The sequence below is a fragment of the Halomonas sp. LS-001 genome (assembly GCF_052983955.1).
Genome location: NZ_CM129816.1, coordinates 398,602 through 418,368 on the forward strand (window position 1 = coordinate 398,602; position 19,767 = coordinate 418,368).

16 protein-coding genes are annotated in these 19,767 nt (G+C 54.8%); all 16 read left to right on the top strand.

The annotated features are described in order from the left end of the window. Window positions 1-105 precede the first annotated feature (105 nt). The 16 genes from murJ to ACU6TU_RS01970 all read left to right on the top strand — a co-directional run bounded on the left by murJ (window position 106) and on the right by ACU6TU_RS01970 (window position 19,621). Window positions 106-1,683 (top strand): murein biosynthesis integral membrane protein MurJ, encoded by a 1,578-nt coding sequence (gene murJ / locus ACU6TU_RS01895; RefSeq protein WP_447142909.1) that lies wholly within the window; start codon window positions 106-108, stop codon window positions 1,681-1,683. A 124-nt stretch (window positions 1,684-1,807) separates the two neighbouring features. Further along, window positions 1,808-2,845 carry a bifunctional riboflavin kinase/FAD synthetase gene (gene ribF, locus ACU6TU_RS01900; protein ID WP_447142910.1) on the top strand — a complete coding sequence of 346 codons (1,038 nt, stop codon included), beginning with the start codon at window positions 1,808-1,810 and terminating at the stop codon, window positions 2,843-2,845. Between the two features lie 7 nt (window positions 2,846-2,852). Beyond that, window positions 2,853-5,684 carry an isoleucine--tRNA ligase gene (gene ileS / locus ACU6TU_RS01905; protein ID WP_447142911.1) on the top strand — a complete coding sequence of 944 codons (2,832 nt, stop codon included), beginning with the start codon at window positions 2,853-2,855 and terminating at the stop codon, window positions 5,682-5,684. Continuing rightward, window positions 5,677-6,216: a signal peptidase II gene (gene lspA / locus ACU6TU_RS01910; RefSeq protein ID WP_447142912.1), complete on the top strand. Its 540-nt coding sequence runs from the start codon at window positions 5,677-5,679 to the stop codon at window positions 6,214-6,216. The genes ileS and lspA overlap by 8 nt, the downstream gene beginning before the upstream one ends. Window positions 6,217-6,278: 62 nt before the next feature. Continuing rightward, complete coding sequence (gene fkpB / locus ACU6TU_RS01915; protein ID WP_447142913.1) at window positions 6,279-6,722, top strand: FKBP-type peptidyl-prolyl cis-trans isomerase; 444 nt, start codon at window positions 6,279-6,281, stop codon at window positions 6,720-6,722. Between the two features lie 45 nt (window positions 6,723-6,767). Continuing rightward, window positions 6,768-7,757, top strand: a complete 990-nt coding sequence (gene ispH, locus ACU6TU_RS01920) for a 4-hydroxy-3-methylbut-2-enyl diphosphate reductase (RefSeq protein WP_447142914.1) — start codon at window positions 6,768-6,770, stop codon at window positions 7,755-7,757. Window positions 7,758-7,841: 84 nt separating this feature from the next. Further along, window positions 7,842-8,279: a type IV pilin protein gene (locus ACU6TU_RS01925; RefSeq protein WP_447142915.1), complete on the top strand. Its 438-nt coding sequence runs from the start codon at window positions 7,842-7,844 to the stop codon at window positions 8,277-8,279. A gap of 62 nt (window positions 8,280-8,341) precedes the next feature. Continuing rightward, window positions 8,342-8,758 (top strand): type IV pilus modification protein PilV, encoded by a 417-nt coding sequence (gene pilV / locus ACU6TU_RS01930; protein ID WP_447142916.1) that lies wholly within the window; start codon window positions 8,342-8,344, stop codon window positions 8,756-8,758. Between the two features lie 2 nt (window positions 8,759-8,760). Continuing rightward, window positions 8,761-9,306 carry a PilW family protein gene (locus ACU6TU_RS01935; RefSeq protein WP_447142917.1) on the top strand — a complete coding sequence of 182 codons (546 nt, stop codon included), beginning with the start codon at window positions 8,761-8,763 and terminating at the stop codon, window positions 9,304-9,306. Beyond that, entirely contained in the window at window positions 9,303-9,809 is a 507-nt protein-coding gene (locus tag ACU6TU_RS01940) for a pilus assembly PilX family protein (protein ID WP_447142918.1), read from the top strand. The genes ACU6TU_RS01935 and ACU6TU_RS01940 overlap by 4 nt, the downstream gene beginning before the upstream one ends. A 189-nt stretch (window positions 9,810-9,998) precedes the next feature. Further along, a complete protein-coding gene (locus ACU6TU_RS01945) occupies window positions 9,999-11,021 on the top strand; it encodes a tryptophan--tRNA ligase (RefSeq protein ID WP_447142919.1) in 1,023 nt (340 codons plus the stop codon). Between the two features lie 331 nt (window positions 11,022-11,352). Next, window positions 11,353-12,579 (top strand): YeeE/YedE family protein, encoded by a 1,227-nt coding sequence (locus tag ACU6TU_RS01950; protein ID WP_447142920.1) that lies wholly within the window; start codon window positions 11,353-11,355, stop codon window positions 12,577-12,579. Between the two features lie 442 nt (window positions 12,580-13,021). Beyond that, window positions 13,022-15,247 carry a TolC family outer membrane protein gene (locus ACU6TU_RS01955; protein WP_447142921.1) on the top strand — a complete coding sequence of 742 codons (2,226 nt, stop codon included), beginning with the start codon at window positions 13,022-13,024 and terminating at the stop codon, window positions 15,245-15,247. Window positions 15,248-15,366: 119 nt separating this feature from the next. After that, on the top strand, window positions 15,367-17,535 hold the full coding sequence (locus tag ACU6TU_RS01960) for a type I secretion system permease/ATPase (protein WP_447142922.1): 2,169 nt from the start codon (window positions 15,367-15,369) through the stop codon (window positions 17,533-17,535). After that, complete coding sequence (locus tag ACU6TU_RS01965; RefSeq protein WP_447142923.1) at window positions 17,535-18,965, top strand: HlyD family type I secretion periplasmic adaptor subunit; 1,431 nt, start codon at window positions 17,535-17,537, stop codon at window positions 18,963-18,965. Before ACU6TU_RS01960 ends, ACU6TU_RS01965 begins: the two co-directional genes overlap by 1 nt. After that, the gene (locus tag ACU6TU_RS01970) at window positions 18,965-19,621 is read left to right on the top strand and encodes a response regulator transcription factor (protein ID WP_447142924.1); all 657 of its coding nucleotides are present in this window, start codon (window positions 18,965-18,967) and stop codon (window positions 19,619-19,621) included. The genes ACU6TU_RS01965 and ACU6TU_RS01970 overlap by 1 nt, the downstream gene beginning before the upstream one ends. Window positions 19,622-19,767: the final 146 nt, after the last annotated feature.

Here is a 19,767-nt window from a genome sequence, read left to right on the forward strand (position 1 = left end):
GCAGGCGCCATAAAAAAAACCGGCTACGGCCGGTTTTTTTGTGCCTGATAAACGCCGCCCACGGTGATTTCCCGGGTCTCTTTTTTAGTCTGCATGGAATGGATGATGACAGCTAACACACCACCGCAAACCAATATATCGCCTCCGCGCCGAGGGCTGATGCGTTCTGGATTAGTGGTCAGTGCCATGACCATGCTATCGCGTGTGATGGGGCTGGTGCGCGATGTGGTGGTGGCGACGTTTCTCGGGGCGGGCGACGGCTCGGATGCGTTCTTTGTTGCGTTCAAGATCCCTAACTTTCTGCGTCGTTTGTTTGCCGAAGGGGCGTTTAACCAGGCCTTCGTGCCGGTGTTGTCGGAGTATTCTACCCAACGTAGCAAGCAGGAGATTCGCGAGCTGCTGAATGCGGTCGCGGGCAGTTTGACGGCCATTCTGGCGCTCATTACGGCATTAGCGATGCTGGGCGCCCCCTGGTTGGTGTGGGTGTTCGCCCCCGGTTTCGGGCGCGACCCTGAAAAACTGGCGATGACCGCCGATATGCTACGCCTGACGTTCCCTTATTTGCTGTTGATCTCGTTAACCGCCTTTTCGGGGAGCGTGCTGAACACCTGGAACCGCTTTGCGGTGCCTGCCTTTACCCCGGTATTGCTGAACATTTCGCTGATTGGTGCAGCCCTGCTGCTGATGCCGCTGATGGAAGAGCCCGCCATGGCGCTGGCCTGGGGTGTGCTGATTGCCGGCGCGGCGCAGCTTGCGTTTCAGGTGCCGTTTCTGCTGCGCCTGGGGCTGCTTCCAACCCCGTGGCCTAATTTCGCCCACGACGGGGTGAAGCGGATTCTAAAACTGATGGCTCCGGCGCTGTTTGGGGTGTCGGTATCGCAGATTAACCTGCTGCTGGATACGGTATTGGCCTCGCTGCTGACGGCGGGCAGCGTTTCCTGGCTTTACTATTCGGACCGCCTGGTTGAGCTGCCGCTTGGGGTGTTTGGCGTGGCAATTGGCACGATTATTCTACCAGCGCTTTCCAAGCGTCATGCGGAGCAATCCACCGAGCACTTTTCCGCGATGCTGGACTGGGCCATCCGCGTGGTACTGCTGCTGGGTGTCCCCGCTGCGCTGGCGCTGGCCGTTTTGGCCGAGCCGTTTCTGATTACCCTGTTCCATTACGGGGCAATGACCGACAACGATATCCAGATGGCAGCCATGAGTTTGCGCGCCTACGCCTTCGGGCTGGTGGCGTTTATGTTGATCAAGGTGTTGGCACCGGGCTTTTTTGCGCGTCAGGACACGAAAACGCCCGTCAAAGTGGGCATTATTGCCATGGTCGCTAACATGGTGTTCAACCTGCTGCTGATTTGGCCGTTAGCCCATGCCGGTCTGGCGCTTGCCACCGCGCTATCCGCCTTTTTGAATGCCGGGCTATTAGGGTATCTGCTTTACCGGCAAAAAGTGCTGATTTTCCAGCCGGGGTGGGGGCGCTATGCCGTTCAGCTGGTGGGGGGGAGTGCACTGATGAGTATTGCGCTGTATAACGTGTCCCCTGACTGGCAGGCATGGCTTGATTTTGGGCTGTGGCAGCGAATTTACTGGGTCACAGGATTGATTGCGCTGGGTGGCGGGCTTTACTTTGTCTGGCTGGCAGCGTTTGGCCTGCGGCTTCGCCACTTTAAGATGAACAGTTAAGGCCAGGCGAATATAATCTTTGCCTGCACCTGAGCAGTGCGTTCGTTATAATCAAACGCCTTTAAAACGGCAAGTGCTTTAAACGGCAAAGGCTTTTAAAAAAGGCTTTTAAAAAAGAGGTGCCATGCACGTCATACGAGGTCTGCACAATCTGAGAGCGGCTCATCGTGGCTGCGTTGCTACCATTGGTAATTTTGATGGTGTGCACCGCGGCCATCAGGCGATCCTGCAGCAGTGCCGTGAGCATTCGGCACGCCTGAATGTGTCCTTGACCGTGGTGGTGTTTGAACCTCAGCCGCGGGAGTTTTTTGCCGGTGATCAGGCACCACCGCGGCTGACTCGCCTGCGTGAAAAAGTACGCCTGCTGCGCGATCACGGCGCTGAACAGGTGCTTTGCCTGCCGTTTAACGATGCGTTGCGAAGCCTGACGGGCCGAGAGTTTATCGACCAGGTGCTGATTAAGGGTCTGGGCGTCAAACACCTGGTGGTGGGCGACGATTTCCGCTTTGGTTGTGATCGGCGTGGTGATTTCAACTTGCTTGAAAACGTCGGGCAGGCACAAGGGTTCGGCGTCGAAAATACGCGGACTTTTAAGGTCGATGACGAACGGGTATCCAGTTCGCGGGTGCGCACTCTGCTGGCCAGCGGCAACTTTAAAGTCGCCGCACGTTTGCTGGGCAGGCCTTATTCGCTGCATGGCCGTGTGGTTCGTGACCAGCAGCTAGGGCGCACCATCGGCGTGCCTACCGCTAACCTGCCTCTGCTGCCCCAGCCGTTAACGCTGCGCGGTGTGTTTGCGGTGGTCGCGGAGCTTTCAAACGGGCAGCGTTACCCGGCGGTGGCGAATGTCGGGTTTCGGCCTACGGTAGGGGCAGAGCGCCCCACACTGGAAGTTCATCTGTTTGATTTTTCAGGTGATCTGTATGGCCAACGGCTGACCGCTTACCCTTGCGCAAAGTTGCGAGGGGAAGTGAAGTTTGACGATTTTGAGGCGTTAAAAACGCAAATTGAACACGATCAAGCCAGGGCGCACCGTTACTTTGCGGCGGCGAATGCTGGCAGCATGAATTCTCTTCCGCTGGCCTCGGCCCCGCTTGGGCGTGAGACGGCTTTTTCTGATTTCTCTTCGGCGGATAACGCCGCCGATGCTAACGACGGCTGACCGGACTATGGATTATAAGCACACGCTGAACTTGCCAGAAACCGACTTTCCCATGCGCGGCATGCTGCCGAAGCAGGAACCAGGGCGCGTTTCAAAATGGCAGGATATGAACCTGTATCAGCGCCTGCGCGACACCCGCGCTGGCGCGCCGCTGTTTGTTCTGCACGATGGCCCTCCCTATGCCAACGGCAGTATCCATATCGGTCACGCCCTCAATAAGATTCTTAAAGATATTATTGTCAAGTCAAAGAACCTGGCAGGCTTTGATGCCCCTTATGTGCCAGGCTGGGATTGCCACGGCCTGCCGATCGAACACAAGGTGGAAACGACACATGGCAAACATCTCGCGGCCGATAAAGCCCGCGATCTGTGTCGTGAATATGCCGGTGCTCAGATCGAAACCCAGCTGGCCGACTTTGTGCGTCTGGGGATTATCGGTGACTGGGATCACCCGTACCGTTCCATGGATTACGCCAATGAGGCGGGTGAAATCCGTGCGTTGGCGCAAATGGTCGATGCGGGTTATGTGTTCAAAGGCTTAAAGCCGGTTAACTGGTGTTTTGATTGTGGCTCGGCCCTGGCTGAAGCGGAAGTCGAATACGCTGACAAAAAGTCCGATGCTATCGACGTCGCTTTCCCGGTAGAAGATGCCGATAAGCTGGCCGCTGCCTTCGGGTTGAGCGAGCTGACGAAGCCTGCCGCGATCGTGATCTGGACCACCACGCCCTGGACCATTCCCGCTAACCAGGCGTTGAACGTTCATCCTGAATTTACCTACGCGCTGGTGGATACCGGTGAACGCCTGCTGCTGCTCGCAGAAGAGCTGGTGGAAAGCTGTTTAGAGCGTTATGGGCTGACAGGCAGCGTGGTTGCCACCGCGCAAGGTAAGGCGCTGGACTTGATCAATTTCCGTCACCCGTTTTACGACCGTCTTTCGCCGGTGTATCTGGCGGATTACGTGGAATCAGAAGTGGGTAGCACTGGCGTCGTTCACTCCGCACCTTCCTACGGCATGGATGACTTTATCACCTGCCGCGAGCATGGCATGAGCTTTGACGACATGCTCAACCCGGTGCAGGGCAATGGTGTCTACGCCGATGACCTGCCGTTCTTTGGCGGCCAGATGATCTGGAAAGCCAACCCGCATATCGTTGAGAAACTGCGTGAGGTCAACGCACTGATGGCGCATACGCCGATCACGCACAGCTATATGCACTGCTGGCGTCATAAAACGCCGGTGATTTACCGTGCCACCGCCCAGTGGTTTGTGGGCATGGATATTAAGGGTAAAGACGGCAAGACCCTGCGCGAGCGTGCCCTGGAAGGCATTGAAGCCACAGAATTCACACCCGCCTGGGGCAAGGCGCGCTTGCACAGCATGATCGCTAACCGCCCAGACTGGTGTATCTCTCGCCAGCGTAACTGGGGCGTGCCGATTCCGTTCTTCCTGCATAAACAAACCGGCGAGCTGCACCCGAATACGGTTGCGCTGATGGAAGAAGCGGCCAAGCGCGTCGAGCAGGAGGGCATTGACGCCTGGTTCAAACTCGACCCGGCTGAGCTGTTAGGCGCAGAAGCCGCCGACTACGACAAAGTCACCGATACGCTGGATGTGTGGTTTGACTCAGGTACCACCCATCGCCATGTACTGCGCGGCTCGCACTCTCATGGGCATGAAAGTGGACCGCGTGCCGACCTGTACCTGGAAGGCTCGGATCAGCACCGTGGCTGGTTCCATTCCTCGCTGCTGACAGGCGCGGCCATTGATGGTCATGCGCCGTATCGCCAGCTGCTTACCCACGGTTTCACCGTCGACTCACAGGGCCGTAAACAGTCCAAGTCGCTGGGTAACGTGGTCGCGCCACAAAGCGTGATGGATAAGCTGGGTGCCGACATTCTGCGTCTGTGGGTAGCCTCGACCGACTACTCCGGTGAAATGGCGGTGTCCGATGAAATCCTCAAGCGCACCGCCGATGTGTATCGCCGTATCCGTAACACAGCGCGCTTTCTGCTTTCTAACCTGAATGGCTTTGATCCCGCCAGAGATCAAGTCGCCTTTGGCGATATGCTCGCGCTGGATCAGTGGGTGGTCGATCGGGCCGCACAGCTGCAGGGGCGTATCGAAAAAGCCTTTGAGGAGTACCGTTTCCTTGACGTGTACCAGCAGGTGCATGGTTTCTGCGCTCGGGAGCTGGGCGGCTTCTACCTGGATGTCATCAAAGATCGCCAGTACACGACCCAAACGGATTCGCTCGCTCGCCGCAGCGCGCAAACCGCGCTTTATCATGTGGTTGAAGCATTGAGCCGCTGGATCGCGCCGATTCTGTCGTTCACCGCCGAAGAGATTTACGAGCATATCCCTGGTGAACGTGGCGATAGCGTATTGCTGGAAACGTACTACACGGGCCTTGGAACCCTGGCGGATGATGCCGACATGGGCCGTGCCTTCTGGGAGCAGGTGCTGGAAGTCAAGCATTCGGTAAACAAGTGCCTGGAAGACGCGCGTAATGCCAAGGTCATCAAGGGGAGCCTGGCGGCAGAAGTCACGCTTTACGTCAGCGATGAACTGAATGCCATGCTTGCCAAGCTGGGCGACGAACTGCGCTTTGTGATGCTCACCAGTGACGTGCATCTCGCGCCGCTCGCGGATGCCGCGAACGCAGAAAGCACCGAGCTTGAAGGCCTGAAAGTGGCGGTCAGCAGCAGTGAGCATCAGAAATGCGAGCGCTGCTGGCATCATCGTGCCGATGTGGGCACTCATGCTGGACATCCGGACCTGTGCGGTCGTTGCATCAGTAACCTGCCCGAAGGCAGCGGCGAGATTCGTTACTATGCCTAAGGCAGCGTCAACCACCCATGAACCACACCAGCAGCCGCCCATGCGGCGGCCGCTGCGCTGGTTGTGGCTGGCAGTGGCAGTGATTGTGTTGGACCTGCTGACCAAATATACCGCCAGCCACTTTTTAAGTTATGCACAGCCGGTTGAGGTGCTGCCGTTTTTCAACCTGACGCTGCTGCATAACACTGGTGCTGCGTTTAGCTTTCTGGCCGATCATCCTGGTTGGCAACGCTGGTTTTTTGCCATTATTGCTGTGGGTGCGAGCATTGGTTTAACCGTCTGGCTTTCGCGTATAAAGGCAGACGAAAAACTCCTGGCTGTGGCGTTGCCGCTGATAATTGGCGGCGCCATAGGCAACCTGTATGACCGTTTGGTACATGGCTATGTGGTGGACTTTTTATCCTTTCATGTCGCTGGCTGGTACTACCCCGCCTTTAATATTGCGGATATCGGCATTACCCTTGGCGCTATCGGGCTGATATGGGAATCGGTGATGGGAGATCGACGTCGCAGGAACGCCGCGCACCAGTAGCGCGAATGAAGTGTCAACAGCCCCTAGCCAACACCAGGCCAACAAGTGATGAGTGAGCAACCATGGATTACCTGATCGACGACGGTATGGAAATTACCCTGCACTTCACGCTGAAGCTGGAAGATGGCACGGTAGTGGATTCCACTAAAGAGAAAGCCCCTGCAACGTTTCAGTATGGCGATGGCAACTTGCCGCCTGGGTTTGAGCACCCGATTAAAGGGATGGCGTCGGGCCAGAGCGGAACGTTCCAGATTACCCCGGAACATGCGTTTGGCCAGCATAATTCGCAGAATATTCAAACGCTCAAGCGTGAAGACTTCGGTGATGAAGAACCCGAAATCGGTATGGTGATGTCATTTGCCGATAAAGCGGGAACGGAATTGCCTGGCGTGGTCAAAACGATTGAGGGCGACCGTGTTGAGGTAGACTTTAATCATCCGCTGGCGGGTCGCACCTTGACGTTTGAAGTGGAAGTGCTGAACGTGACACCTTCCACTAAACACTAGCTCGTTTCATTTAACAGGCGATGCATGTTGCATCAAGGCACTTTTATGCAGTCATCAGAGTCATCTCAGCCAACACAACCCGTTCAGATCAAGTTGGCCAATCCGCGCGGTTTCTGTGCAGGTGTGGATCGCGCCATCGACATCGTCAATCGCGCGCTTGATGTCTTCGGCCCGCCAATCTACGTGCGCCACGAGGTGGTTCATAACCGCTTTGTCGTGGAAACATTGCGCGAACGTGGCGCGGTGTTTGTTGAAGAGTTGCATGAAGTGCCGGATGACGTGATCGTGATTTTCTCGGCTCACGGGGTTTCACGCGCCGTGCAGCAGGATGCCGAGCAGCGTGGTCTCAAGGTCTTTGATGCGACCTGCCCGCTGGTGACAAAAGTGCATATGGAAGTGTTGCGTTACGCCAAACGCGGCCAGGAGTGCATTCTGATCGGTCACGAAGGCCATCCGGAAGTTGAAGGTACCATGGGGCGTTATGATACGTCGCACGGCGGCCATATCTACCTGGTCGAGGATGAGCAGGATGTGGACAATCTGGTGGTCAATAATCCATCAACGCTGTCGTTTGTCACCCAGACCACGCTTTCCATGGATGACACCGCCAAGGTGATTGATGCCCTGCGGGAAAAATTCCCGGACATTCAGGGCCCACGCAAAGATGATATCTGCTATGCCACGCAAAACCGCCAGGATGCGGTGCGTGAACTGGCGGCAGATAGCGATTTGGTCCTGGTCGTCGGCAGCCCCAATAGCTCCAACTCCAACCGTTTGCGTGAGCTTTCCGAACGCATGGGCACACCGGCTTATCTCATCGATAATGCTGACCAGATCAAACCGGCATGGCTGGAAAACGTTAGCCGCATTGGTGTCACTGCGGGTGCCAGCGCACCGGAAGTGCTGGTAAAAGGCGTGATAGAAAAGCTGCAGGCACTGGGCGCCGAGGTGCCTGTTGAACTGCAGGGGCGTGAAGAAAATATCACGTTTTCCATGCCGAGTGAGCTGCGTGAACGCGTCATCGCCAGTAGTTAAACCAGCCAACACGGGGCATGATGCAAAGCGTATGGCTTTGCGACATACTGCCAGCACCCTATCAAGCAGATTATGGAGTGCCCTGTGTCATCCTTACTCCCTCCCGCCTGCCGTATTAAGCATTCTCAGCGCGGCTTCACGCTGATCGAGCTGCTTATTGTTGTGGCTATCATCAGCCTGCTGGCAGCCATCGGCTACCCCCGTTATACCGCCTATGTGGAACGCTCGCTACGTAGCGACGCGCATTCAGGTCTGTTACAGGCCGCATCGGAAATGGAACGCTGCTATTCGCGTGAGTATTCCTACGCTGACTGCGCTCCTTACACAGGGGAGTCGTCGGATGGAAAAGAATCGCCGGATGGCAACTACACTATTATCGGGTCCAGCGATGGTAGTGGTTACACGTTAACCGCTACACTTGATGATAGCAGCCGAAGCGATGGCTGTAACAATGAAGAGGGCGGCTCTCAGGGAATTACCTTGAATGCCTTAGGTGAGCGGGGGCCTGAGGCGTGCTGGTAACGGTTGAATAAGCAACGCTTGGATCAATAAGCGGGGTTGAAAGCTATGTGCAGGGAGGCAGCATGGCGAAGTCTTCAACAAGACATCAACAACAGGCAGGTTTTGGGCTGATAGAGGCGCTGGTTGCTCTGGTAGTGCTTGCTTTCGGGCTGCTGGGAATGGCCGCACTTCAGCTGAATGCATTAAAAAGCGCCTCGCTGAGTTATCAGCGCAGTGTTGCGACCCTCGCGGCAGTGGATGCTCAGGAACGGCTTTGGGCAGCACTTGCCGCGTCTGATTCAGATAACTGCGAGGGATTATCTTCGCGCGTTCGCGCTGACTGGCAAAGCGCCTGGTTTGCGGGCAGTCAAACGCCGCTGGCTTCTCTGACGGGAAGTCTCAGTGCTTCTGGTTGTCGTTTTGATATCAAAGTGATGCTGAACGAGGCGGACGCTCCTTACACCTATTCCTTTCAGCTGCCTGATCTCGGTGAGCGTTAACCATGAGTCGCCAGACAGGGATTTCCCTCATTGAACTGATGGTGGCGCTTGCCATTGGTGGGATCATCATTCTTGGTGCCGGGCAGCTTTATCTGTCCATGCTGACCACTTTCCAACAGGTAGAAGCACTTAGCCGTCGTCAGGAAGTGCTGATTTTTATTGCCGATACACTGATTCGTGACCTGCGTAATGCCCAGTCCATTGTGCCGGGAACCCACAGTCTTGAGTTGGCGGTGCCCAGGGACCCCTGGTCGAATTGCCCGGATACCCTGCTACAAAAAAACTACTACCTGAGCGGCAGTGAGACAGGGCGCTACTCACTAAACGTTAGCGAATGCATTGAGCCTGGCGGTTGGGTGAGTAGCCAACCGTTAATTCAAGGGCTTCACAGTGCGAATGCTTTTTCGGTGGAAGGTAACAGTGACGGGCGTTATCAGCTGACGTTGCACCTAACCGCAGATAACAGCGCAGGCTATGAAACCTTTGTGGTTAACGTTCAAAACAGACTGGCTGCGCTGGCGCATGCTGGTACGGGCAGTGAAGAATGAACGCTCAGCGTGGCGTGGCACTGGTGATTGTCATGGTAATGCTGGCGAGTGCCGTCATGATTGGCCTCTCGGCGATGCATGCCACCTTGCTGGATGACAAGCAGGCAGCCAGCTACCGTGCGATGGCGTTGGTGCAGATGGCTAGCGAAGACGCTGCTGTTGAGCTGCTGGCCAGCCCGGTTCACAACGCCATCAATGATTGCTCAGCAAACAACAACTGGCGCGCTGTCACGTCTTTGAGCGCAGTGCATCCGGCGATTCAACTTGAGTGCCGCCAATGTGATGGCAGCGGCGTCGCGCGGAGTTGCTCATCACCAGGGGAAACATTCAGCGCTGTGGAAGACGGCGCCTTGATTGCAGGCACCGTCGACACGGTAATTCTCCTACGTAGCCAACTGGTAGACCCGGCGAGAGAAAAGGTGGTGGCCAGCCGCACCCTGGTGATTACCACCTTGACCGATAACGAATCGGCCACCCCGATACTTCGCTGGCATTCCCTGTAACGCAGATCAGATGGCCCTTGAGAAACGCCATTGAGAAAACGCACTTGCGAAAGCGTATTTGAGAAGAAGTATTTGAGAAGGTGTATTTGAAAAAAATACGCAAGGCAGTCATTTACTAAAGGCGCGTAAGGTCGCCTTGGCGCAGGCGTCGCGTTATCATGACGCCATTTGACCAAGAGCCTTCAGCGCATGAATTCAACCAGCAAAACCCGCGTTCTCACTGGCATTACCACTACCGGTACGCCGCATTTGGGCAACTATGTCGGCGCAATAAAACCGGCGATTGAAGCCAGCCAGGATCCCAATGTTCAGTCATTCTACTTTCTGGCGGATTATCACGCGTTAATCAAATGCCAGGACCCTGAGCGTGTGCAGGAATCTCGCCTGGAAATTGCCGCGACCTGGCTGGCATTGGGGCTTGATACCGACAATGCCATGTTCTATCGCCAGTCGGATATCCTGGAAATCCCTGAGCTGATGTGGATGCTGTCCTGCGTGTGTGCCAAGGGGCTGATGAACCGCGCCCATGCTTATAAAGCAGCCGTTGCTGAAAATGAAGAAGCCGGTAATCAGGACCCTGATAAAGGTATCACCATGGGGCTGTTCGGCTACCCGGTGCTGATGGCGGCGGATATCCTGATGTTTAACGCCAATAAAGTACCGGTTGGGCGTGATCAGATTCAGCATATTGAAATGGCCCGCGATATCGCAGGGCGTTTCAACCATATGTTTAAAGGCCAGTATTTTGTTCAACCTGAGGCGGTTGTCGATGAGAAGGGCGAAGTATTGAAAGGCCTGGACGGTCGCAAAATGTCCAAAAGCTATAACAATACGATTCCGCTATTTGTCTCTGAGAAAAAACTGCAGAAGCTGGTACGCAAAATCAAAACCAACTCCCTGGAGCCCGGCGAGCCCAAGGACCCTGACACCTGCACGCTATTCCAGATTTACTCAGCCTTTGCCAGCAGCGCAGAAACCGCAGCATTCCGCGATCAGTATGCAGCGGGTATCGGCTGGGGAGATGCTAAAAATCAGGTGTTTGAGTATCTGAATGCGCACTTAAGCGAACCCCGTGAGCGCTACAATGCCTTGATGGATGATCCGGCGCATATCGAAGCCATGCTTCAGAAGGGCGCGGAGCGTGCCCGTGAAGAAGCCGCCGTCACCATGGATAAACTGCGTGATGTGGTGGGGTTGGGGCGGTTTATTTAATCAGATCAGTATTGAGCGATATGGAAAGGCCCTTCTGGACAGGAGGGCCTTTTGCTTTAAAAAATAAGGCAGCGCTTTGGAGTGATAGCCGCTGTTTCTGGCCGCCAGACCCTGGAAGCGGTTTGCTCTATCAGGTTTTTAAACGCAAGTAGCAGCGAGCAAAGAGATATCCACCAAAGAAAAGGTGAATTTTTAATTCTTTTTTCGCATAACGTCCTTTGAATAAGTAATTTTACGCTATTTAACCCTCGCGGTAGTCTGGCAGAAATCTTTCTTTTAGCACCGGTTCCTCAACCGGTGATTCTTAGTGGTATTGCCCAAGGTCATTGTCATGTCGATTGCCTCTTCCTCTGTTTTTTCTACTCCGGCATCGCCGTCGTCGCGCGTGGCACTCATCGCGGGGGCTCTGATCATTCTCGGCTCGCTGTTGGTCGGGATGGTATTTGATGCCAATAATGGTCTGCTGATGCTGGTGGGCGGCCTCCTGGGCGTGGTGCTTTACCATGCGGCCTTTGGTTTTACCGCCGCTTGGCGGGTTTTTATCACCGAACGCAAGGGGCGCGGGTTGCGCGCTCAAATGCTGATGCTGGCGTTAGCGGTGGTGCTGTTTTTTCCGGCACTGGGCGCGGGGTCACTATTTGGCACCTCAGTGTATGGGTTTGTCGCGCCTATTGGCGTATCAGTTGTGGTTGGCGCTTTTATCTTTGGTGTTGGCATGCAGTTAGGCGGGGGCTGTGCTTCAGGTACCCTGTTTACTGCGGGCGGCGGTAATGCCCGGATGATGATCACGCTGGTATTTTTTATTGTGGGCTCGGTGATCGGTTCGGCGCATTTTACCTGGTGGCAAAGTCTGCCAGCGTTTTCCCCAGTTTCGCTGGTCAAGCTTGCGGGAGCCGAGGGGGGGATCGCTATCAGTCTGGCGTTATTTGCCGCCATTACGGTATTTACTGTGGTGATGGAAAAGCGTCGCCATGGCCAGCTTGAGCGGGCAACGGCTGTTAATAAGCAGGGAGTCGAGCGTTGGTTAACTGGCCCCTGGCCGTTGCTATTTGGCGCGGTAGCACTGGCGCTATTGAATTTTGCCACCTTGGCGCTGGCTGGTCGCCCTTGGGGAATCACCTCCGCGTTTGCATTGTGGGGCGCCAAGGTTTTTCAGTTGATCGGTGGTGATGTGACCCAGTGGGGCTACTGGCAGTCGTCCTGGAATGCTAACGCACTTGAAGCCAGTATCTGGAGTGATATTACGACCGTGATGAATGTGGGAATCATTCTGGGGGCTTTAATGGCGGCGAGTTTGGCCGGACGTTTTGCACCGAGCCTGAAGATCCCACTGCGCTCAGTGATAGCGGCCGTGATAGGAGGCATTTTACTGGGCTATGGTGCCCGCTTGGCATTTGGTTGCAATATTGGCGCTTACTTCAGCGGGATTGCGTCGGGGAGCCTGCATGGCTGGGTATGGTTGGTGGCAGCCTTTGCCGGAAACATGGTCGGCGTCAGGTTACGACCTATATTTTTTTCCGGTGAGTCCCGGCAAATACCCGTTAGCAAAAGCTGTTAATGCCTCAAAAGCCTCGATTTTTTAATCGAGGCTTTTTTTAGAGGTCAAAAACTGTGCTGCAAATCAATAATCCGTGCGTAAAGGAATTATTTTTTGGCGTTGGTTGGAATGTTAAATTAAGTTACGTTATATTGCATGACGTAGTGGTCATGCGGGAGGCGTAAGGAAAAAGGCTGATGTTTCCTGGTTAATTGCATGATGCTAATCAACAACGCTTCTCAATAAAAAGGTGTAATAGCTATCAGGTTACCAAGATGCCGTGCATTAAAAATTAACTTGAATTTGTTTTTAAGTTAGCGCTATGCACAGAAAGTAACAAGTATTTAGGCAATAAAACGATAAAAAACTTGATGGCTAAAACGTAAAGTGTGCTCGTCACACGGTTTTCATCAACAGTCCTGCTGATTAATGGCCCGGCTGAGTGACATACAAGGGGTTAGAAATGGATACGCAACCAATGTATACGCTAGTTAAGTCCGCAAGGCGTAAGATCGCATTGCTTTCGACAACGGCTTTTCTGGGAGGAGGGTTGACCCTGTTGCCTTTGGCTCAGGCAGTCGCTCAGTCGTTACCTAGCGGCATGTCAGCGCCTGGGTCTGCTGACCTGCGCGGGGTAGTACAGCAAACGATCACGCAAAATCCTCAAGTAAAATCGGCTTTCCGGGCTTTTACTGCAGCAGGGTACGATACTGACGAAGCGCGGGGCGGCTTTCTGCCTACCCTGGATGCCTCGGCGGGAATGGGGCGCGAAAGTATAGAAGGCGATGGCCGAGGCAGTTTTGATACTGACTTCATGCAGATTGAACTCAATCAGATGGTGTATGACGGTTTTGCCACTGCCAACGAGGTTGAGCGCCTGAATAGCGCGCACCTGGTGCGTTATTACGAGTTGCTGAATGCCAGCGAACAGGTGGCCCTGGAAGCGGCCCGTGCCTACGCAGATGTGCAGCGCCATCGTGAGCTTGTGCGTCTGGCTCAGGATAATTACGCCGAGCACCTGCGGGTGTACAACCAGATTGAAGAACGTACGCTGTCGGGCGCTGGCCGTGGTGTTGACCTTGAGCAGATTTCAGGTCGTCTCGCCTTGGCAGAATCCAATCTGATGACCGAAGCGTCCAACCTTCATGATGTGTCTGCCCGGTACAAGCGTATCGTCGGTGATCTGCCGGCGGAAAACCTCGCACCTGCACCGGAAATGGCACAATTCCTGCCGCCCTCTGTCACTGATGCCGTCAATATGGCCTTTGAAGGGAATCCTGAATTTCACGCGGCAATTGAGAACATCGAAGCTACCCGTGCACAGCGCGATGTTACCCGCGCTGGTTTTCAGCCTCGTCTGGATATTGTAGGGCGTGCAGGCTCTAACAATAACAGTGATGCGGGGCTCCCAGGACGCCGCGATGAAAACAGCATCGAGTTAGTGGCCAGCGTTAATCTGTTCCGCGGTGGCTCTGACCTGGCATCTTTCCGGGCCGCCAGCGAACGCATTGATGAAGCGGTCGGTAACCGTGAATTAATCTGTCATAACATCCGTCAGACGACCCAGATTGCCTATAACGATACCCAGCGCCTGCGTGAGCAGATGGAATATCTCAACCAGCACCGCCAATCCATCGACCGTGTGCGTGGGGCCTATCAGCAGCAGTTTGATATTGGTGAGCGTACTCTGCTGGATGTTCTCGACAGTGAAAATGAATTTTTCGAAGCCAGCCGTGCCTATGCGAATGCAGTGTATGACGTCGCGATAGCGGATGCACGAACCATGGCTTCCATGGGGCAATTGCTGCAAACCCTTGATGTGGCGAATGCGGATATTCCGAGCCTTGCCGAGCTGGATAGCCAAGGTGTGGAGATTGACCCTGAAGCCATCTGCCCGACCGACGGACCATCAGGTTTTACGCTGGATGATCTGGTAGGCGGCATGCGAGAAGCGCCCACACGGGCACCCGATGTCACCTTGTCGGCGGATGCGTTGTTTGCCATCAATAGTGCAGAGCTGAATGCGGGTTCGCAGCAGGAATTAATGCAGTTGGCGGGCAATATCCTCAACCGTTCCGATCTGGCTCGCATCTACATTTCAGGGCATGCGGATATCACCGGTAGCGATGCTATCAACGAACCCCTGTCGCGTCGTCGCGCAGAAAGTGTTGCTGCTTTTCTGGTCAGTCAGGGGGTAAACAGTGCCTTGATTCAGACGGAAGGTTTTGGCTCCCGCCAGCCGGTGGCTACCAACAACACGGTTGAAGGACGTCGCCTGAACCGCCGTGTCGAAATTACCCTGGAGACTCGGCAGGAAGCTGCGGGTTACTGGCCATCCAACAGCAATTCACAAGCGGTGCCGACGTTCTCAGACGCGCAGCAGGGCAGTCAGAACAAGCGCTATGGCTCACTCAATACAGTCAATGATCAGAAAGCCTTGGCGGCAACCCCGGCAGCTCCGGCAACTCAGTCACAGGCAGAACGCTACTTTCAGGTCGCTGCTTTAAATAGCAAAGCGAGTGCACGGGAGCTTCAGGCACTGCTTGATCGTCAACTGAGCGAACCGACGAGAATTGTCAGTGGTGGCGGTTTTCATCGTGTGCAGGTTGATGCAACAGCGGATGCATCAGGTTTACGGCGGCAGCTTAACGCAATGGGGTATCAGGACAGTTTTCCTGTGAGTAGCTGATTAGAAACAAGCATCTAGCAGGTCGTTTCGCCTTCTCTTGAGGTCATCTTCTTGAGAAGGTGAAACACCATCATGAGCGCTCTAATCGGCGCAGGCCGCGCTATTGATTTGAGGTATGTGTGTCTAACGAAAGTCACCTAACGCTAAGTAAGTCGTCGACGTTATCCGAGACGGATGAGCTCCTCGAGTGTTTACTGGCCGTTGCCGATGTACACCACCATGACACGACACGCGAAGCCTTGCGAGCAGGGCTTCCGCTTGAAGATGGCAAGCTGACGCCGGGTGTGGTGGGGCGCGCGGCGGCACGCGCTGACTTGACCGCACGCATCGTCAAAAGTCGGCTGAGTCAGCTGAACCCCGCACTTTTTCCCGTCATCCTGCTGCTGGAGGACGGACGTGCCTGTCTGTTGCATCAGGTCGATATCAAAACGGGGCAAGCCATTGCCAGTTTCCCCGAACTCACTGATGCCACCACCGAGATAAGCCTGAGTGGCCTTGATAAAGCTTATAGCGGTCAGGCGATTTATGTGCGGCCGAAATTTCGCTTTGATGCCCGCGGGCCAGAAGTCAAAAAACAGCGCGAACGTCACTGGTTTTGGGGCGTTATTCGTGAAAACCGCAAGCTGTATCGGGATGTCATCATCGGCTCGGTGTTGATCAACCTGTTTGCGGTGGCCATGCCGTTATTTGTCATGAATGTTTACGACCGCGTGGTGCCCAATGCTGCGACAGAAACCTTATGGGTACTGGCAGCGGGTATTTTCATTGTGCTGTGCTTTGATCTGGCATTGCGTTTGATGCGTAACGCCTTTGTTGATCTGGCTGCTAGCCGGGCGGACGTCAAGTTGACGTCCTCTATCATGCAGCGGGTGTTGGGCATGCGCATGGAAGCCAAGCCCGCCTCTACGGGGTCGTTCACTTCCACGCTGCAGTCATTTGAGTCGGTCAGGGCTTTCATTGGCTCAGCCACCATTGTTGGCCTGGTTGATCTTCCCTTTGTGCTGCTGTTTATGGCGATTATTGCCATGATCGGGGTGCCGCTGGTGATTCCCATCGTGATAGGGGCTGTGTTTGTGTTGCTTTATGCCATGGCGGCGCAAAGCAAGCTGCATGAGCTTTCAGAGACAACCTGGCGAATCAGCGCTCAGCGTAACTCCACCCTGGTTGAGTCAGTCGGCAGTCTGGAAACGGTTAAGGCGTTGCGCGGTGAAAGCCGCTTGCAGGGCAACTGGGAACGGGCATCGGCGTTTCTATCGCGCACGTCCGCTCAGCTGCGGCTGGTCAGTACCTCGGTTACCAGCGTTGCATTGTGGGCACAGCACACGGTTTCGGTGGTTATCATCATCATCGGTGTTTATATGATCATCGAAGGTGATCTTACCCAAGGGGGGTTGATTGCCTCTTATCTGTTGTCATCGCGAGCCATGGCACCTATCAGCCAGGCGGCCGGGTTAATGGCGCAATATCACCAGTCAGCCACTGCCCTTGAAGCCCTCAACGGGGTGATGGATAAGCCGCAGGAGCGCACCGAAGGTAAACGCTACATTGATCGCCCGGTGGTGCAGGGCGACGTACAGTTCGACAAAGTGTCGCTGCGCTACCCGGACGAAGAGCGTGATGCACTGCGTGACATCAGCTTCCGGCTCAAGCCCGGCGAGAAAGTGGCGCTGATTGGGCGTATTGGCTCGGGAAAATCAACGCTGAACCGGCTTTTGCTGGGCTTTTATCAGCCAACCAGTGGTGCCGTGCTGCTGGATGATGTCGATATTCGTCAGTACGACCCCATGCAGTTGCGTCGGCATATCGGTTACGTGCCTCAGGATATCACCCTGTTTTACGGCAGCCTGCGCGACAATATTGTGGCCGGGGGCGGCATCGATGGCGTTGATGACGAAAAATTGCTTGAAGCGATCAACCTCAGCGGCTTGGGGGACCTGGTCAGAACGCACCCGCAGGGGGTGGATTTACAGGTAGGTGAAGGGGGTGGCCTGCTTTCCGGTGGGCAGCGTCAGGCGGTGGCGATAGCGCGAGCGGTGGTCAATGACCCTAAAGTTCTTCTATTGGATGAGCCCTCCAGCGCCATGGACCATGCCAGTGAAGACCGACTGAAAAAGCAGCTGACGCAATATGCGGCAGATAAAACTCTGATTGTGGTGACCCATCGCACGTCTCTCCTTTCACTGGTGGATCGCATTATTGTTATGGATGGCGGCAAAGTGGTGGCTGATGGCCCACGTGAACAAGTGGTGGAAGCGCTTCGCAAAGGGCAGATCGGGAGGGCTGGCTAATGGCTAAGAAACCTTCCAAAACCGCCGAAGAGAAAAGCTTTGAAAACCTTGGCCGGTTTACCGCCAAGGGTGGGAAAGTATTTCGCCCGTTTATGGACCGGCTGTTTTCCAAGCGTGTCACTTCTGCACACTTGAATCGCGATTGGGCGAGTGACGCTGACTGGGCACGCATGCAGCAGGATCCGCTACGTGCCAAGCTGTTTCTCTACACTGTATTTCTCGGTGTTGTTGCGCTGATTGTCTGGTCCTACTTTGCAGAAATCGATGAAGTAACACGTGGCCAGGGCCGTGTTATTCCTGCTCAACAATTGCAACGCGTGCAGTCATTCGATGGCGGCGTTGTTCAGGAAATTAAAGTGCGTGAAGGGGATATGGTTCAAACGGGGCAGGTATTGATGGAAATCGACCCGACCCGGTTCGTGTCGGATTTCCGTGAAAACCTGTCGCAGGTTCAATCGCTGCGTGCCAGAGCGGAAAGGTTACGTGCTTTGGTGACAGACACGGCGTTTGCACCGGATGAGGATCTGCTGATTGAAGCACCTTCCGCCGTGGCTCAGGAACGTGAGGTTTACCAAAGCCGTCGTGAAGAGCTGCGCGAGCAGGAAACCGTATTGCGTGACCGTATTCGACAACGCCAGGCAGAGCTTCTTGAAGCCCGACTGCGCCGTGATACCGCGTCAAGGGAGTTGAGTATGGCCAGCCAGGAACTGCAACTGACGCGACCTCTCCTGCAATCTGGTGCCGTCTCCGAGGTGGAAATACTGCGTCTGGAACGGGAAGTCTCGCGTAATCGTGGGGAGCGGGATCAGGCGAATGCCGCTATCGAACGTTTGCAGGCAGCCGTAGAGGAAAGTGAATCCCAACTGCGTGAGCTGGGTGCCGAACGACAAAGCGAATGGCGCAATGACCTGGCCAATACGATTGGTGAAATCCAGTCATTAAGCGAAGCAGGTACCGGCCTTCAGGATCGCGTTCAGCTATCAGAAATTCGTTCGCCGGTTAACGGGGTGGTGCAGCGCCTTTATATCAACACCCGTGGTGGTGTCGTTCAGCCAGGTCAGGAGGTCATCGACATCGTACCCAGCGATGAGCAATTACTGGTTGAGGCACGCATTGCACCGCAGGACATCGCCTTTTTGCGTCCAGGCCAGCCAGCTACCGTCAAGTTAACCGCTTATGATTTTGCGGTTTACGGTGGGTTGGAAGCAGAGCTTGAGCATATCAGCGCTGACACCATTACTGACGAAGAAGGCAATACGTTCTATCAAGTGCGGGTTCGCACACTTGAAGGGCAGATAAACGCTGAAGAAATGGCGGTGATACCAGGCATGACCGCTCAGGTTGACATCATGACAGGGAAGCGAACGGTGATGGAATTCCTGCTTAAACCGGTGCTACGTGCCTGGAATAATTCATTGGGAGAACGTTGATGAAACACCTCTTTATAACCCCTGCTGCGCGTTTTCAGCCTCGTTGGCAGGCAGCGTTTCCCGAAGCAACGCTGCAAGAAGATTTTCCCGCTGATGATGCCGCGCAAAGCGTCGATGTCATATGGGTTGTCTGTGAAGCTTCCCAGCCTGCATTAACGGAAAATGCAATGGCGCGTATCAAGGCGCTTTCTGTCAATGCCACCGTTGTCGTGCTTTCCAATACGCCAGGCCAGGCTGAAGCCATGCAGGCACTTCAGGCCGGTGCGCGCGGTTATGCTCACGCACTTAGCCCGGTTGAGACGCTCAAGCAGATTGCGACGGTGGTCACCAATGCCGGTATTTGGGTGCCGGCAAACCTGATGGCCCAGGTCGTAGGTAACACCTGGCAGGCACTCAATGGCGATAAACGCCTCAATCAGGCCATGTTGGAAAAGCTGACCGAACGCGAGCGTAGTGTGGCGCTGGCCGTCGTCAAAGGCGGTAGCAATAAACATATTGCTCGTGATCTGAATATTACTGAGCGGACGGTTAAAGCCCATCTGACCTCGATTTTCCAGAAACTGGAAATTACTGACCGAATGCAGTTGGTGCTTAAGCTCACGGGAAGAACGGAACCGCTCTTTGAAAGCCTGTCGTCGACCAGCCTGCAAGGTTGAGGCACATCGACTGCATCGCATTAATCTAAAACGTTGGACGCCGGCAGTGTCACCGCACTGCCGATAGCTGTCGAAGTTTCCTATCTGAACTTCTCTCCTGCATTTCCCATCTGCATTTACTAGCTGCATTTACTACCGTTGTCGTC

What these genes read in the sequence shown, in the direction of transcription:
- murJ (WP_447142909.1), top strand. Translation starts at nt 106, where the DNA reads ATGACAGCTAACACACCACCGCAAACCAATATATCGCCTCCGCGCCGA.
- ribF (WP_447142910.1), top strand. Translation starts at nt 1,808, where the DNA reads ATGCACGTCATACGAGGTCTGCACAATCTGAGAGCGGCTCATCGTGGC.
- ileS (WP_447142911.1), top strand. Translation starts at nt 2,853, where the DNA reads ATGGATTATAAGCACACGCTGAACTTGCCAGAAACCGACTTTCCCATG.
- lspA (WP_447142912.1), top strand. Translation starts at nt 5,677, where the DNA reads ATGCCTAAGGCAGCGTCAACCACCCATGAACCACACCAGCAGCCGCCC.
- fkpB (WP_447142913.1), top strand. Translation starts at nt 6,279, where the DNA reads ATGGATTACCTGATCGACGACGGTATGGAAATTACCCTGCACTTCACG.
- ispH (WP_447142914.1), top strand. Translation starts at nt 6,768, where the DNA reads ATGCAGTCATCAGAGTCATCTCAGCCAACACAACCCGTTCAGATCAAG.
- pilV (WP_447142916.1), top strand. Translation starts at nt 8,342, where the DNA reads ATGGCGAAGTCTTCAACAAGACATCAACAACAGGCAGGTTTTGGGCTG.
- ACU6TU_RS01935 (WP_447142917.1), top strand. Translation starts at nt 8,761, where the DNA reads ATGAGTCGCCAGACAGGGATTTCCCTCATTGAACTGATGGTGGCGCTT.
- ACU6TU_RS01940 (WP_447142918.1), top strand. Translation starts at nt 9,303, where the DNA reads ATGAACGCTCAGCGTGGCGTGGCACTGGTGATTGTCATGGTAATGCTG.
- ACU6TU_RS01945 (WP_447142919.1), top strand. Translation starts at nt 9,999, where the DNA reads ATGAATTCAACCAGCAAAACCCGCGTTCTCACTGGCATTACCACTACC.
- ACU6TU_RS01950 (WP_447142920.1), top strand. Translation starts at nt 11,353, where the DNA reads ATGTCGATTGCCTCTTCCTCTGTTTTTTCTACTCCGGCATCGCCGTCG.
- ACU6TU_RS01955 (WP_447142921.1), top strand. Translation starts at nt 13,022, where the DNA reads ATGGATACGCAACCAATGTATACGCTAGTTAAGTCCGCAAGGCGTAAG.
- ACU6TU_RS01965 (WP_447142923.1), top strand. Translation starts at nt 17,535, where the DNA reads ATGGCTAAGAAACCTTCCAAAACCGCCGAAGAGAAAAGCTTTGAAAAC.
- ACU6TU_RS01970 (WP_447142924.1), top strand. Translation starts at nt 18,965, where the DNA reads ATGAAACACCTCTTTATAACCCCTGCTGCGCGTTTTCAGCCTCGTTGG.